We start from the raw sequence: 15,641 nt of genomic DNA, 5'->3' as shown, positions 1-15,641 counted from the left end.
ATGATGCTTACGATGTTTAAACATTTAAATTCGCCTCCATTTCTTTGAGATAGAATATACTATGGAAGCAGCGAACCATCGGTAACCAGCATATGACTATTTATGAATTTGCTGGGCTAATTAATGATCTACCTCCAGCTTAATATCCGGGTCATAATCCGCCACAATTAGAACATCCATATGACGTGCTTGACGGAGAATCCTCGGCACAACCGCAGACTTCCCCCAACAGCTACTTCGGGAAGACTGCCCCACGATAAGCTGCGTTCCTGAATATCCTTCCACCGGAGCAATCAAAATGTCGGCAATCTCGCGTCGGCTGGAAACAAGCCGCATCTCAAAGGTTCCCCCCAGTCGGTGGGTCAGCAACTTTAGTTGTTCCAGACGAGGGTTCAGTCTCTCGGGTATACACTCACCGACATGAGCATACGTCACAATCCACACAGCCTTTAGCCGAAAGGCGATACGAAAACCACGGCGGATCAACCTTTCAGCATTTTCGCTTAGCGTCACGCCTACGAAGATCACTTCCTCCCTGCGCCACGGTCCCCGAAGTGATTCGTGTCGATCCCAGGATTCTAACCGCTCATCTACGTCATCTGCCAATTCCCGCAAAGCAAGTTCACGCAACGCAATCAGATTGCCCAGTTTAAAAAAGTGGCTAAGTGCCTGTTCCACCTTCGCAGGATCGTATATTTTGCCCTCACGCATACGCTGCTGCAACGATTTGGGAGCCACATCAACAAGCTGTACTTCATCGGCCAGACGCATCATATGGTCGGGAACAGTCTCTCTCACTCGTATGCCAGTAATCTGTTCTACCGCATCATTTAAGCTCTCCAGATGCTGTACATTCATTGTAGATATCACAGAAATCCCTTGTTCCAAAATGGCGAGCACATCCTCATAGCGCTTGGATCTCAGACTTCCTGGGACGTTGGTATGAGCCAGCTCATCAATTAGCACCACCTCGGGATTGCGCCTGAGAATAGCTTCGGTGTCCATTTCTTCCAAGTGTGCGCCATGACGCTCAATGGACTGACGAGGGATCATCTCCAGAGAGCCTACCTGGGCCAATGTTTCTGCTCTTCCGTGCGTTTCCAGCAATCCGATAACCACATCAATCCCGCTCTCCAGCAGATCGTTTCCCTCTCTCAGCATCGTGTATGTTTTGCCGACCCCCGGAGCAGCGCCAATGTATACCTTGAGCTTGCCTCGCAGGATTTTGGCTGCCTCAGCCTGTGCTTCCTCAACGCTCAAACGATGATACGGGTCATTCTCTTCTACCTCCTGTCTCATCGTTGGTAAAATTCGCTCACCCTCCTGCTCGGCTCGGTCCGCAATCAGCAGTAGATCCATATTTTTCATTCGTTTTAAAATCCCGTTCACCAGCGATCCTTTCATCAGCTCCTGCCACGGAGTCTGCCGAGAATGTCCCATAACAATACGGGTAACATTGTGCGTCACCGCATAATGAATCAGTTGGCGAGGCAACCTTCTGCGGGAAAAAAGCGGGATTTCTTCAAATGTTGATCCTATCTTGTCGGCCAATTGCTCAATTGAGCGCTTAAAGGCTGCTGATTCCTTGGACAGCTTGCGCTTCGAGCTGACAAAGGAGACTACTAGCATATCTCCACCCAACCGCTTGGCGACCTGTTCCCCCCTGCGTACATAAATGGACCCATTCCAATGATATTGGACAGGTACTAAAATACGCTCTGCGGCTCCTGACGCCCCGTGCAAGCCCAACTCCTCCCGGTGCCGTTCCAGCGAATCATTCACATCCTCTGCTACCAATCGCAAGGCAAGCTCACGCAATTTACCCAGATTTCCCCGGTGAAACATCTCAGGATTGGGCGTATGCATGTAGCCTTTCGCCAGCCGTTCCAAAATCATCTCCGGGGTGGCATCAATCAGACGAATTTCATCCGCCAGCTCCAGTGTATCAACCGGAACCGTATATTCCGCTTCAAAGCCTGTCAACTGATATACCCACTCCGTAATTCCTTCGAGTTCATAAACATTGACCGTCGTAATGACGCTAATCCCCTGCTCCAGCAAATACCGAATATCCTCCAGCCGTGTTGGAAATGGGGCGTCTTTCCGGTTATGATGTGCCAAATGATCCACCAGTACCACCTCAGGATTTCGTGCCACCAAAGCTTCCACATCCAGATCCTTTTGCTCCTCACCATCTTTTATCCAATGAATACTAGGCACTCGCTCCAACGTGCCGACCTGTTCCACGGTCTCAGGCCGCTGCATGGTCGATACCGCACAAATCACAACATCGATACCTTCATGCTGCAGCGACCGTCCCTCATGCAGCATGTGATACGTTTTACCCGAGCCACTGACCGCACCCATGTATATTTTGAGTCTGCCTCGATGCAATTTGTTAATCGAATCCAGTATTTCCTCTGGTGATTTACGTTTGAAGCTCTCCACTTTCGTTCCTCCCCACAGCGTAGCCGCTCGTTCCGTCCATCTTATATGGTTGTAATGAATGTACTCCCGTGTCCCAATCAATTCAAGATGATCAATCAAGCTTGCCCCAAAAAAAGCCGCACAGGGTAGCATAAGCGCAAAAAAACGTGCATTCAGGTCTCCTATGCCTGAATGCACGCTATTTTGGGTAACTCATATGGGATCACTTCCTACAATCACTTGCTATCTTCGCCAACGATCCCCCGTTGTTGAATTAACTTTTGCCATACCACACCATGAGACGGGGAAAAGAGAAAAGCCAAAAGCAGCAACACACCCGATACACACAGCATACATGCCGCAATAGAAGCATCCAATACACTTGCTGTGTAAAAGCCTGCGACCGAGCTGATGGCCCCAAGTCCGACACTGTATACAATCATACGGGACAACTTCTCCGTCAGCAAATAAGCGGTAAGAGGCGGTACAACGAGCATGCCAACCACCAGAATTGCGCCCACGCTCTCAAATGACGCCACCGTCGTTAATGAGACGAGACTCATCAGCAGATAATGAAAAAAAACAACTGGAATGCCTAATGAAGCTGCCAAAGCGGGATCGAAGGAAGTAATTTTAAATTGCTTGAAAAAGCCCCCTATCACGAGCAAATTGATCAAAAACATCGCACCCGTAATCCACACAGCCCTCGGACCGACATCAAAGCCAGCTATCTCTAACGTATTCCACGGCACATAAGCAATTTCCCCATATAAAACGTGATCCATATCCAGATGGGCATTGGAAGCAAACACGCTGATCAGCAAAACACCGATAGCAAACAATGTCGTAAACACCACGCCAATAGCAGCATCACTTTGCAGACCGCTTTGTTGGAACAGCTGAATCAAATACACCGTTAGAAGACCCAGCACTGCCGCACCAAACATCATCCACACCGAATCTCTCGATCCGCTGATGAGAAAGGCAATGACAATCCCCGGCAGTACCGCATGACTGATTGCATCACCGATCATAGCCATTTTTCGGAGCACAAGAAAGCACCCAACGATACTACATCCCCCTGCCACTAACATTCCCGTCAAAATTACATAAAATGAACTCATAGGGCACGCTCCTCCCTTGGCTGTGTTCCGACTGTCAGCTCCAGATTTTTCCTGGCGTTCAACCGAACGATAGCCTTGGAGATCATCCCGCGCTGCGGCGCAAAAATCAAGCTCATTCCAAACACCACAGTCGCACACAACACACATAACGGTCCTGTAGGCAGATTTTGCCCCAGAGAGCTAATGAGCGTCCCACCAAGCCCCGCTATAGCACCAAACAAGCCTGATAGACACACCATGACACCCAGCTTCTCTGTCCAGTATCTTGCCGACACTGCCGGGGTAATCAGCAAGGCAGCCATCATTATGACTCCCACGGCCTGAATGCCAGCAACCACCGCAATGACAATCAATAGCATCAACAACTTATCCAGCCAACCTGCCGGAAAACCAAGTCCGCGCGCAAAGCCAGGATCAAAGCTGAGCAACTTAAATTCCTTGAAAAATAATATACATATTCCGATGAGTACCACTGAAATTACCGCCATCGTATAGACATCAGACAATACCATTGCCGCAGCTTGACCAAATAGAAATTTGTCCAATCCGCTTTGGTTTCCTGCGCCACTATGCTGAATTTCGGTCAACAACATAATGCCAAAGCCAAAAAATACCGACAGCACCGCTGCAATCGCCGAATCGCTTTTAATTCGCGAATACCGGGTTAACGCACTGATAGCAAAGGTCGCAACAATCCCTGCAATGGCGGCCCCAATCATAAATCCAAACACAGATTTTGTACCTGTGATCATAAATGCCACACATACCCCCGGCAAAGCCGCATGTGCCAAAGCATCTCCCATGAGCGACTGCTTGCGCAAATACATAAAACTGCCAATCACCCCGCTGCTTAAACCGAGCAAAATGCAGCCCAGCAAAATCCACTGCATGTTTGGATCGGTCAAAAGCGTTGCCAAGCTTGTCATACTGCTCACCTCACTCCAAGTATCGTGCCGGAATCCGGGCCTGTTTTGAGTATACTCAGACGCCCGCCATACGTACGCTGCAGATTTTCCTCGGTAAAAATATCTGTCGTCTCTCCAAACGCCATAAGATGCCCGTTCAACAGCATAACCTGATCAAAATAATCCGTGACTGTAGATAAATCATGATGAACGACAAGCACGGTTTTACCCTGCTGTTTCAGATCGTTGAGCAATGAAATAATGGCTTTTTCCGTTGCAGCGTCCACACCGACGAACGGTTCATCCATAAAATAAAGCTGAGCGTCCTGCGCGAGTGCTCTGGCTAAAAAAACACGTTGTTGCTGGCCGCCAGACAATTGACTAATCTGTCTGTCTGCATATTGGCTCATTCCAACTTTGTCCAAACTCTCCATTGCAGCCTGACGATCTGCTGCTCCCGGACGCTTAAACCAGCCCAATCTGCCATACCGTCCCATCAAAACCACATCCAATGCGTTCGTCGGAAAATCCCAATCCACCGACTCCCGCTGTGGTACATAGCCAACCTTAAGCAGCTGTTGCTTATAGGGCTTGCCGTAAACTAGCACCTCGCCCCTAAGCTTTGGAATCAATCCAAGCGTTGCCTTGATCAGTGTAGATTTCCCAGCCCCGTTCGGGCCGATAATACCAATCAGCTTGCCTTCCGGCACCTCAAAGGAAACATCGAACAAAACGGGCTTTTTTTGATAAGCTACCGATAAATCACGAACGACAAGTGGTGAATGCCCCATGTATCTCTGCCTCCTTATTTAAGAGCTTTAACAATCGTATTGACGTTATGCTTGACCATTCCGATATATGTTCCATTTTCTGTGCCCTCTTCACCCATGGCATCCGAATACAGCTCGCCACCAACCTCAATTGTATGACCTTGCTGAGCGGCCCCCTGAATAACCGCATCTATGGCCTTTCTCGGAACACTAGATTCTACGAATATGGCCTTGACTTTATGCTCCACCAAATAATCTCGCAGCTTGGTCACATCTTGAGAACCCGCTTCTGATTCTGTGCTCATACCTTGAAGTCCTCTCACTTGAATGTGGTAGGCATCTCCGAAATAGCCGAAAGCATCATGTGCCGTGACAAGCACGCGCTGGGCTTCCGGTATACTGGCAATCTGCTCTCTCGTGTAATCATCCAGCTTTCGCAGCTCAGTAAGATAGGCTTCTGCGTTGGCCTTATATTCCTCCGCATGAACAGCGTCTAGCGTCGACAATTCATCTCTGACGGTTTCTACCGCAGACATCCAATTCTGTACGTTAAACCAGATATGTGGATCATGCTCAGATCCCATTTCCGGGCTACCTGCACGCAACTGATCCTGTGTGATGTTTTTGGACACGGGTATGACGGGTTTTTGCTTGCTGATTTTCTCCAGAATGTCCTGCATTTTACCTTCCAGATGCAACCCGTTATAAAAAATAACATCGGCCTGATCCAGCTTGCGCATATCTCCCTGTGAAGCCTTGTACAAATGCGGGTCAACGCCTGACTTCATAATTCCCGTGACCTCCACATGATTACCGCCGACCTTGCCGACAATGTCAGAGATCATACCGATGGTAGCCGTAGCCTTTACTTTTTGTCCCGTCTCTCTCGCACTTCCCTGCTCTTTCTTCTTAGCATCGGTACATGCAGTCGCTAGAACCAGAGCTAGAGACAATACTCCAACTGTCGTTACCCAGCGCGGCAAAGCCTTCTTAAACTGCTTGTTCATGTTTTAAAATCCTCCTTTGAATTTCGTTTTGGGACAAACTATTTCCTTGATTCAATTATTTTTTATCAATACTATATTTTAGAGTATACACTAAAGTTTTTACCTAGGGAAACATTTTGTGAAATATAATTCTTCTTATGTATTTCGTTATACCGTTCGATTTTCGTTCTCCCAATGTGTAATATATAGAAGATATCCAATCGTTAAACCAAAGAATACATATAAAGAGGTGTAGGTCATGAAGCCAATAGGGTACAGCCCATATCGGAACAAACGTCGGCAAGTTCGGATACGAAAAATACTGCTCATTTTTATGCTGGTATGCTGTCTGCTTGCCCTAACTTCCTGTGCTCGAGGTGACATCCATGTAGATGTTCATCTCGATCAAAGTGTAGATATGGATGCGACGTTCAGCGTAAACAACCAGACACTGATGATGTTGGACAATCCCGGGGTGCTAGATCAATTAGTCAAGCGTATTCAAAGCAACAATGTAGATGTACAGCCGCTAGCTGAACAGGGAAGAAAGGGATATCAAATCAAGGGGCATTATCAAGGAGATTGGAGCACAAACAAAAAAAATCCCAGTCAGGGATTACATCTACCTGAGGGATTAGAAATAAAGCGCGCTGTGAGCCAACATTTTTTCACAACGAATATTGATCTTACCATGAAGCTCGATCTACCACGGATGCTTCCTGAAGAAGCTCAAGGACTGAGTGACAAATTTAAGCAAATGAATGTGTTTGCGCGCAAATTACTGGAGCGGCAGCTGGATCTTAACTTCAGCCTATCCTTACCCATCCAACCTGCTACCCATAATGCGGACCGTGTGTCGGAAGACGGAAAAACACTGTACTGGAACATTGCTCCATTGGAATCTAACGAGCTAAAATTGTCTGTTAACGTGCCCAATGTACGACATATCATGTATGTAGCTGTTACGAGCCTGATATTGATCGTGATCGCTGTGATCTTACTAATTCGTAGACATCGCTCCAAAAAAGAAACTTAAAAAAGAAACTAAAAAAATCGTTGTCTAATTTCTGGTGGGGGGATCAGACATTGATCCTCTTCATCCTTGCCAAACCAACGATATCGGTTACGCGCCACCCAGTTATAGACTGCGTTGCGCACAAAGCGGGGTACCAGGATGAAACCATAGGCCAGCGGGTATGGAAAACGAAGACGTTTGGCAATTCGCAAAGCCGCGGTGGACCTTGTATAATACGTACCGTCTTCAATCAGCACGAACGTATCCAGCTGATCCGCAGATAGTCCTCCTGCACGTAATAGTTCTTGTCCTGCCTCGGATTGCAGGGAACCAAAATGAAATGTTCCCTTAGGGTCACGCTTGATAATAAAGCGGACTGCTCCCTGACAAAAGTGGCATACCCCATCCACCAACACAATGGAGTAATCTGAATGAGCATGATCAGACTGGTTCATATAGCATTTCACCTCCAGGAAATCAACGGCATGAATACAATCAACGCAACCATATGAATATAAACAAAAAAACGCCGAAAGTATCCGACGCTTGTTTAGAAATGTATAGTCTTTACCTGTTCGAAAAACTAGCTCAATGCTTTCTCAAACAGCTGTTTCGTATTAATTTGCTCTAAAAACTCCTCATGGAACTTATCCATACACTTGCAGATAAAATCCTTATGGCATACCGGGCAAGGCGTCGTTAGCAGTCGACTAATATTCGTCAAGGTCCACTCCGGATGACGTTGAGAAAAAACGCGGCACTCCGTTCCATCGGCCAAACTCATTTTAAACTCATAAAGCCCTTCTTTTTCGTTGCTGCCAGCCAGCGTGAAATTAACAATATTCGGTCTGTAAGACATCATATCACCCGTATTTTTCAAATTTGTTTCGTACCTGATGACCAGAATCACCTAAGCCATCTTAATGAATTTTGGCGATGATGTCAAATGGTCGTGAATCTCAGCGAATCAAGATCTATGTGCAAAAGCCCCCGATAAATCGGCGGCCAGAGTGTAGAAGTTATAGAAATGCAGTCAAATGACATTAAGCTCGACATCAATGTTACCGCGTGTTGCTTTGGAGTACGGACAAAAATCATGCGCTTGGCGTGCCAAATCTTCGGCCAGGGCGCGTTCAATACCGGGTATTTTCACATCCAGACGTACCGCCAGCTGGAAGCCGCCATCGCTTGGATCCTTGCCGATAGATACGTGGCTAGTGACCTCAACATTGTCCACCTTCACCTTAGCCTTCCGGGCCACATTAGCCAATGCGCTCTCATAGCAGGCACCATAGCCTGCCGCAAACAATTGCTCTGGATTCGTAGCTTCTCCACCTGCGCCACCCAGTTCCTTCGGCGTGCTGAGCTTATGCTTCAAAACTCCATCGGATGAAGCGACTGAACCGTCTCTTCCACCATGTACCGTTGCTGATGCTGTGTATAATGCTTCCATGATTTCATCTCTCCTTCACTATATTTTTTGCATTCCGCAGGAACCTATCGTCATGTTAATACATGATTTCCTTCTCGTATGTACTTTAAACGAACTACATAAAATGAATCATTTGAAATATGGATGTAAACTAGTACATTTACCGTTTAGTTCCACCCCACCATGTTTACACTATATGTTATAGGTCCCTACTTGGGCCGTCTACATTGAACAACCATCTCCACCAGTCGTTTAATTTTCGGGGACGGAATAAGGTAAGACCATTTTATGGTCCTACCCATTCGATGGGATAACTCTGTCGCACGTGAGAAGGAAATTCACAAAATATGGAACGGGCCTTCACCCGGTAGATGGACAACAATTTAAAAAATCCAAAACGACCAAGCCGCTCCCCTCAGAGCGATATAGCTTGGTTTTTCTATGGTTCAGCTTATACGATGGCCATATTGCTTCAAAAATACGATTAACTTGCTTGACCACACAAAAGTTGTACTAGACAAAAACTATTGGGAGTGTACAATAGGGATAACACAATCGTTATGTCACTAATAATATATTTCAACATCCATAAAGAAGGTGAAGCGTATGAAAAATACAAAGGGTAACTTCGCGGAAATCGCTTCACTGTCGGAAGTGAATCGTTCCTTGAGCGTCCCAAAAGACGGGACCTGGTTTCGGAAGTTTCTTGCCTTTGCTGGACCCGGCTATATGGTCGCAGTCGGCTATATGGACCCCGGCAACTGGGCTACAGACATCGCCGGCGGATCAAAATTCGGCTACACGCTGCTTAGTGTCATTCTAATCTCCAACCTAATGGCCATCCTGCTGCAAGCCTTATCTGGCAAGCTTGGCATTGCCACAGGTAAAGATTTGGCTCAAATGTGCCGTGATGCCTACAGTCGTCCTGTCGCGATCGGCTTATGGCTCTTGTGCGAAATTGCCATAGCAGCCATGGATTTAGCCGAGGTCATCGGTTCAGCCATTGCGCTGAAGTTGCTGTTTGGTCTACCGTTACTATACGGAGTTATCATTACCGCATTTGATGTTATGCTCATTTTACTGCTGCAAAACAAAGGCTTTCGGGCATTGGAAACCCTCGTCATTGTACTGATGGCGACGATTGCCGGCTGTTTTGGCATTAATCTCATTTTGGCACAACCGGAATGGGGCGGCGTATTGGGTGGCTTTGTACCAGACTCGCAAATTTTGACGAATCCAAGCATGCTGTATATTGCTATCGGTATTATGGGTGCTACCGTAATGCCGCATAACCTGTATCTGCATTCTTCTATTGTACAAACTCGCAAATTTGAGCAGACTTCAGCAGGTAAACGGGAAGCTATTACATTTGCAACTTGGGATTCCAGTATAGCGCTGATGTTCGCATTATTTATTAATGCCGCCATCTTGATCGTGGCAGCTGCTGTATTCCATACGGCAGGAAGAACAGATGTAGCCGAAATTAGCGATGCCTACTATCTGCTTTCGCCCCTACTGGGAACCACACTGGCGAGCATACTATTTGGGGTAGCGTTACTCGCCTCAGGGCAAAATTCAACCGTAACAGGCACTTTAGCCGGGCAAATCGTGATGGAGGGCTTTTTGAATCTTCGTCTTTCACCTTGGTTGCGTCGTCTGGTGACCCGCCTCATCGCGATCATTCCAGCGGTCATCGTCACTGCCATCGCAGGTGAAAAAGGTGCGGAGGAACTGCTTGTGCTGAGCCAGGTCATCCTGTCCATCCAGCTTCCCTTTGCCATCATTCCATTACTGCTCTTTACCAGCGACAAAAAGATTATGGGCGAATTCGCAAATAAAATGTGGCAAAAAGTACTAACCTGGCTCGTGACCGCAGTCATTATCATCTTGAATGTAGTACTCATCATCCAAACGATTTCAGGTTGAACAATAATGCTTACAGACGCCTAGCTACACCCAAAACAGGAGATATCCAAAACGCCATAAAAGGCGTAGTGATATCTCTTTTCTTTATGCTTAGCTCCGCATTCTTTTCCACAAATCTAACATCAAGCATGCTCTCATGATCTCCTTACCCGACACGGATCGAATATTCCCGAGTTGTAGAGCGCTCCCCTTACTTACGAACCTGTTCGTATTGCTTTTCAAAAGCTCTTTTTAACTTCAAAAGTCATATTACCAATTTTCAATTGTATGTCTATTCATTTAAGTAAAATTCTTTACTTCCTTAGTTTGTAATGCTACAGTAAAATCACAATACTAAATGTTTAGTATTAAAAGTTTATTATTAAACTATATGGAGGAGATATTATCTTGAGTACAACACGTGTGATGGTTCTTGGGCTCTTGCTGCAATATGGGGCAATGTCAGGATACGAAATACAACAGAAAATGCAATCTGCACAAACGGATAAATGGGCTTATGTGCAACCAGCTTCCATATATCATGCCTTAAAAAAAATGGATTCAGAAGGAATTGTACAGTTAGAAACGTTAGAACAGACAGGGAACCGGTCCAAAGCTATATATGCTATCACGGAGGCAGGAAAGAGTGAGTTTAGTCGGCTTTTAATCGAATCATTTAAAGAATCTTCTGTTGTATTTCCAACAGCACTGTACACAGCTTTAACCTTTATGGATGAGGCTGGGCTCCATGAAATTGAAGAAGCTTTAAGTTTTCAGCAGCAAGCCGTCGAAAAAATCTATAGAGAAATGAAATTAGGGCAAGAACAAAAAGCTGAACTTATGGATATCCCTGTAAACGTTATGTTAATTTTCAGAAATATTTATGATCAATGTGAGCTTCAATTAAAATTTGTCAAACAAATTAAAGAGGAAATCAGAAGAAATTTATGAGGAGGATGTAATAATGAAACTGAGTAAAGGAGCACAAAATAAGCAAAAAGCTGCACTAATGGTTGTCGGATTAGCTGTATTCATTGATATGTTAATCTATGGATTAGTCGTTCCCATTTTGCCAAGGTATGCAGATTCTTTGGGCGCAACTCAAACTGAAATCGGATTTTTATTCAGCAGTTATGCAATCGCATTATTTATAGCTACACCTGTTTTTGGCCTATTAACGGATCGGATTGGGAGAAAGACACCTCTATTATGGGGGTTAATTGGACTCATAGCCTCCACTTTAATGTTTACCATAGCCCACACTTTCTGGCTACTTGTAGTGGCACGCGCTCTTCAGGGAATAGCAGCCGCAATGACCTGGACAGCAGGACTCGCTCTCTTGGCTGATCTATACCCTTCTGAAGAACGTGGTAAAGCCATGGGCTTGGCATTATCCGGTCAAGCCGCCGGAACCCTTCTCGGACCAACAATTGGCGGTTGGTTGTATCAATGGGGAAGTTACCAGCTTCCTTTTTACTTTGCCATCTCCTTGGCCGTCATCGATGCTATACTTCGACTAATTCTCCTACATGATATTCCGGAAGCGAAAAATGAAAAGTATATTTCCCCTTTCTCGTTCATGAAAAATAAAGATTTGCTTTTGGTTATTGGAGTGGTGATTATCGGCGCATCCATCCCAAGCGTACTTGAGCCAACATTACCGTTACACCTACAGCACAATTTTAGCGCTAACCCAGGACTTATTGGATTATTATTTGCTATTCCCACACTTGCTTATGGCCTGGCAACACCTTTTATAGGACAGTTTTCTAGTAAAATCGGCTATAAAAACGGAATTCTCCTCGGTCTACTTATGGTATCCATCGCACTTCCTCTAACTGCACTTCCAGCAATATTATCGCTTCAAGCTGTTATTTTAGCTATTTTAGGGGTTAGCATGGGTATGGTCCTTGCTCCCTGCTTACCTCAACTTGCTGATATCTCTCAACGAAGTGGAATTCATTCTTATGGAATTACTTTTGCACTCTATAACACGGCATACTCGATTGGCCTAATGATCGGCCCTATTTTGAGCAGTACTCTCACGGATCTAATGAATATTAAGTTCTCTTATTTAATCATAGGCATTATTGTATTTATATACATGTTCGTACTCGCTTCAACCTTAAGGAAAGCCAAAAATTCATATCCCCATAAGAAATAAAACATTTTATTACATATTTTTACACCACAGAGCATTCCAGTCCCTGAAAAAAAGGTATCCCTCAAGCTTATCGCTCAGGAATACCTTTTTTTGATCCATCTATAGCTTGACATGCTCTACTTTCATTTGCGCCTCAAGCGCGAGATTCAGCTTGAGCACGTTGACACGCGGCTCGCCGAACACGCCGGCGCTGCGGCCTTCTGTCTGCTCCTGCACCAGTGCTCTCAGTTGATCCTGCGGGATACCCGTCAAGCCGCTAATGCGCGGAATTTGCATCCATGCCGCCTGTGGCGAGATGTGTGGGTCCAGACCGGAGCCGGAGTTCGTAATCAGGTCCACCGGAACCTGACTAACAGGCACATCCGGGTTATGCTTCTGCCAATCCGCAATAGAGTCCTTGACTCGCTGTATCAAGGCCGGATTCGACGGTGCGTAGTTACTAGAGCCTGAACCAACCCCATTATAATCAACGCTCGATACCCGACCTTGAAAAAACGCCGAATCAGTGAAAGACTGCCCAATCAGTTCGGAGCCGACCACCCGCCCCTCCGCGTCACGAAGCATACTGCCGTTTGCTTGCTGCGGAAACAGAACCTGCGCTATTCCTGTACTGGCTAGCGGATATGCCAAACCGCACAAGAGAATCATCAGCACCGAAGTTCGCAAAGCCACTCCAATAACTGTACTTCCTCGCATCTCTTGTCTCTCCGGTTGTCCTTCCGCCACTGTCCCGGTCCCTGTACGTTTGTTATGACCTTGCCCGCCAGATTCGGCTTTTTCGTGCGCAGCAAATCTGCGTCCAGACATTATCCGATAAAAACCACTCATGTCATTCACCCTTTCTGCGCTAAATCCACAAATGCACCAGCAAATCAATGGCCTTAATGCCGATAAACGGTACGACCATACCGCCCAGACCGTAAATCAGCAAATTCCGTCCCAGTAGGCGATCCGAGCTCATCGGTTTATACTTCACGCCCTTCATGGCCAGCGGAATCAGAAGCGGAATAATAACCGCGTTAAAGATCAGCGCCGACAAAATAGCGGACAGCGGGGAGCCAAGCCCCATGACGTTCAAAGCGCCCATTTGGGGAATGGCCAGCATGAACATCGCCGGGATGATGGCAAAATATTTGGCAACATCGTTCGCAATGCTGAACGTTGTCAATGCTCCGCGCGTCATAAGCAGCTGCTTGCCGATCGCGACCACCTCAATAATTTTAGACGGATCGGAATCCAGGTCCACCATATTAGCCGCTTCTTTGGCTGCGACTGTGCCGCTATTCATGGCAAGGCCGACATCCGCTTGCGCCAGCGCAGGTGCATCATTCGTGCCGTCTCCGGTCATGGCAACCAGCTTTCCCTGTTCCTGCTCGCGTCGGATAACCGCGATTTTGTCCTCCGGCTTGCTCTCAGCTACAAAGTCGTCCACTCCCGCTTCTCGTGCAATTGTAGCTGCTGTCAGCGGATTATCTCCGGTACACATGATCGTACGGATACCCATTTCCCGGAGCTGATCAAACCGTTCCTTCATGCCTGGCTTCACTGTATCTTTCAAATAAATAATGCCGTATATCTGATCATCCAGCGCGACTGCCAGCGGTGTACCTCCTTCAGAGGCTACCTGATTCGCTTTTTCCTCCAGATCGGCTGGAACACTGCCGTTTTGCGATACGATCCATTGCCGAACAGAATCCACCGCACCCTTGCGTACCTTTCGTCCATCGGCCAGATCCAGACCACTCATCCGGGTCTCCGCCTTGAATTCGATAAAGGTTCCACCTGCTGCCAAGGATGCATCCAACGTATGCTCCTGTTTGCGCATCAATTCGAGAACCGAGCGACCCTCTGGCGTCTCATCCTTCATTGAGCTAATCGCGGCCCACTTCACTAACTCTGCCTTCTCCACGCCCTCTACAGGCACGAATTCACTCGCCATTCGGTTCCCGAAGGTGATTGTACCTGTTTTATCCAGAATCATCGTGTTGATATCCCCAGAAGCTTCTACCGCCTTGCCTGACATGGCCAGTACGTTAAACTGGGTGACTCGGTCCATACCGGCAATCCCGATAGCTGACAACAGTCCTCCAATCGTGGTCGGAATCAGACAGACTAGCAACGAGATCAGCACAGGAACAGGCAAATCAATGTTAAAATGACGGGCAATCGGCGCTAGCGTAACCACCACAATTAGAAAAATAATCGTCAAGCTAATCAGCAAAGTGTTCAGTGCAATCTCATTCGGCGTTTTTTGCCGCTGTGCGCCTTCCACGAGCGAAATCATTTTATCAATAAATGTCTCGCCCGGCTCTGTCGTAATTCGCACCTTAATCCGGTCACTGACTACTCGCGTCCCGCCGGTTACCGAGCAAAAATCACCACCCGATTCCTTGATGACCGGAGCCGATTCTCCCGTAATTGCAGATTCATCCACCGAAGCCAGACCTTCAATGACCTCACCATCGCTTGGAATCATTTCGCCCTGGGAGACAATAACCACGTCCCCCTTACGCAATTCGGTTGAGCTAACCACCTGAATGTCATTTCCGATGAGCTTGTTAGCTTGTGTATCCTGCTTGGATTTTTTTAAAGAGGCAGCTTGTGCCTTACCCCGCCCCTCCGCGAGCGCTTCGGCAAAGTTGGCAAAAAGCAACGTAAACAACAGAATAACAAACACGGCCAGGTTAAAGCCCATTTCCTTTCCAGTTCCAAAATAACCGGGAAACAGTAGCATTAGCAGCACGACCAATGTACCGATCTCCACGACGAACATGACAGGATTTTTCATCATGATCATCGGATTTAATTTTATAAAGCTATCCTTGATCGCATGCTTCAAGATGCTTCTGTCCAGCATGTGTTTGCGTTGTTCCTTCATGATCAAACACCCCGTTCATCCATTCTCATTTTCTT

14 protein-coding genes are annotated in these 15,641 nt (G+C 46.7%); 4 read left to right on the top strand and 10 right to left on the bottom strand.

Annotation, left to right across the window (positions count from 1 at the left end):
• Positions 1–120: 120 nt before the first annotated feature.
• The 5 genes from MKY75_RS06535 to MKY75_RS06515 form a co-directional block, all read right to left on the bottom strand.
• A complete protein-coding gene (locus tag MKY75_RS06535; protein ID WP_340887071.1) occupies positions 121–2,448 on the bottom strand; it encodes a histidine kinase in 2,328 nt (775 codons plus the stop codon).
• A 215-nt stretch (positions 2,449–2,663) separates the two neighbouring features.
• Positions 2,664–3,551 carry a metal ABC transporter permease gene (locus tag MKY75_RS06530; RefSeq protein ID WP_069012197.1) on the bottom strand — a complete coding sequence of 296 codons (888 nt, stop codon included), beginning with the start codon at positions 3,549–3,551 and terminating at the stop codon, positions 2,664–2,666.
• Positions 3,548–4,477, bottom strand: a complete 930-nt coding sequence (locus MKY75_RS06525) for a metal ABC transporter permease (protein ID WP_029516359.1) — start codon at positions 4,475–4,477, stop codon at positions 3,548–3,550. Before MKY75_RS06525 ends, MKY75_RS06530 begins: the two co-directional genes overlap by 4 nt.
• A 5-nt stretch (positions 4,478–4,482) precedes the next feature.
• Positions 4,483–5,247 (bottom strand): metal ABC transporter ATP-binding protein, encoded by a 765-nt coding sequence (locus MKY75_RS06520; RefSeq protein ID WP_029516358.1) that lies wholly within the window; start codon positions 5,245–5,247, stop codon positions 4,483–4,485.
• Positions 5,248–5,261: 14 nt separating this feature from the next.
• A complete protein-coding gene (locus MKY75_RS06515) occupies positions 5,262–6,233 on the bottom strand; it encodes a metal ABC transporter solute-binding protein, Zn/Mn family (RefSeq protein WP_340884737.1) in 972 nt (323 codons plus the stop codon).
• A gap of 238 nt (positions 6,234–6,471) precedes the next feature.
• Between MKY75_RS06515 and MKY75_RS06510 the strand changes: the two genes are divergently transcribed.
• Positions 6,472–7,248, top strand: coding sequence for a DUF3153 domain-containing protein (locus MKY75_RS06510; RefSeq protein WP_049816931.1), 777 nt, complete (start codon positions 6,472–6,474; stop codon positions 7,246–7,248).
• Between the two features lie 8 nt (positions 7,249–7,256).
• Here MKY75_RS06510 and MKY75_RS06505 read toward each other — a convergent pair whose 3' ends face one another.
• The 3 genes from MKY75_RS06505 to MKY75_RS06495 all read right to left on the bottom strand — a co-directional run bounded on the left by MKY75_RS06505 (position 7,257) and on the right by MKY75_RS06495 (position 8,680).
• Positions 7,257–7,682: a thiol-disulfide oxidoreductase DCC family protein gene (locus MKY75_RS06505; protein WP_340884734.1), complete on the bottom strand. Its 426-nt coding sequence runs from the start codon at positions 7,680–7,682 to the stop codon at positions 7,257–7,259.
• A 128-nt stretch (positions 7,683–7,810) separates the two neighbouring features.
• Complete coding sequence (locus MKY75_RS06500; protein ID WP_013309265.1) at positions 7,811–8,137, bottom strand: hypothetical protein; 327 nt, start codon at positions 8,135–8,137, stop codon at positions 7,811–7,813.
• Between the two features lie 123 nt (positions 8,138–8,260).
• Positions 8,261–8,680: an organic hydroperoxide resistance protein gene (locus MKY75_RS06495; RefSeq protein ID WP_029516355.1), complete on the bottom strand. Its 420-nt coding sequence runs from the start codon at positions 8,678–8,680 to the stop codon at positions 8,261–8,263.
• 585 nt (positions 8,681–9,265) lie between these two features.
• Between MKY75_RS06495 and MKY75_RS06490 the strand changes: the two genes are divergently transcribed.
• The 3 genes from MKY75_RS06490 (at position 9,266) to MKY75_RS06480 (ending at position 12,728) form a co-directional block, all read left to right on the top strand.
• Positions 9,266–10,585: an Nramp family divalent metal transporter gene (locus tag MKY75_RS06490; protein ID WP_340884731.1), complete on the top strand. Its 1,320-nt coding sequence runs from the start codon at positions 9,266–9,268 to the stop codon at positions 10,583–10,585.
• 387 nt (positions 10,586–10,972) lie between these two features.
• On the top strand, positions 10,973–11,515 hold the full coding sequence (locus MKY75_RS06485; protein ID WP_340884729.1) for a PadR family transcriptional regulator: 543 nt from the start codon (positions 10,973–10,975) through the stop codon (positions 11,513–11,515).
• A gap of 13 nt (positions 11,516–11,528) precedes the next feature.
• Positions 11,529–12,728, top strand: a complete 1,200-nt coding sequence (locus tag MKY75_RS06480) for an MFS transporter (protein WP_340884727.1) — start codon at positions 11,529–11,531, stop codon at positions 12,726–12,728.
• Between the two features lie 99 nt (positions 12,729–12,827).
• Here MKY75_RS06480 and kdpC read toward each other — a convergent pair whose 3' ends face one another.
• Together kdpC and kdpB are read right to left on the bottom strand one after the other, a co-directional pair.
• On the bottom strand, positions 12,828–13,556 hold the full coding sequence (gene kdpC, locus MKY75_RS06475) for a potassium-transporting ATPase subunit KdpC (protein WP_340884725.1): 729 nt from the start codon (positions 13,554–13,556) through the stop codon (positions 12,828–12,830).
• 19 nt (positions 13,557–13,575) lie between these two features.
• Entirely contained in the window at positions 13,576–15,606 is a 2,031-nt protein-coding gene (gene kdpB / locus MKY75_RS06470) for a potassium-transporting ATPase subunit KdpB (RefSeq protein WP_340884722.1), read from the bottom strand.
• Positions 15,607–15,641: the final 35 nt, after the last annotated feature.

Origin of the sequence: Paenibacillus sp. FSL L8-0663, assembly GCF_038008125.1 — a bacterium.
Taxonomy (GTDB): domain Bacteria; phylum Bacillota; class Bacilli; order Paenibacillales; family Paenibacillaceae; genus Paenibacillus; species Paenibacillus polymyxa_D.
This window is presented reverse-complemented; position numbering and strand designations above follow the sequence as displayed.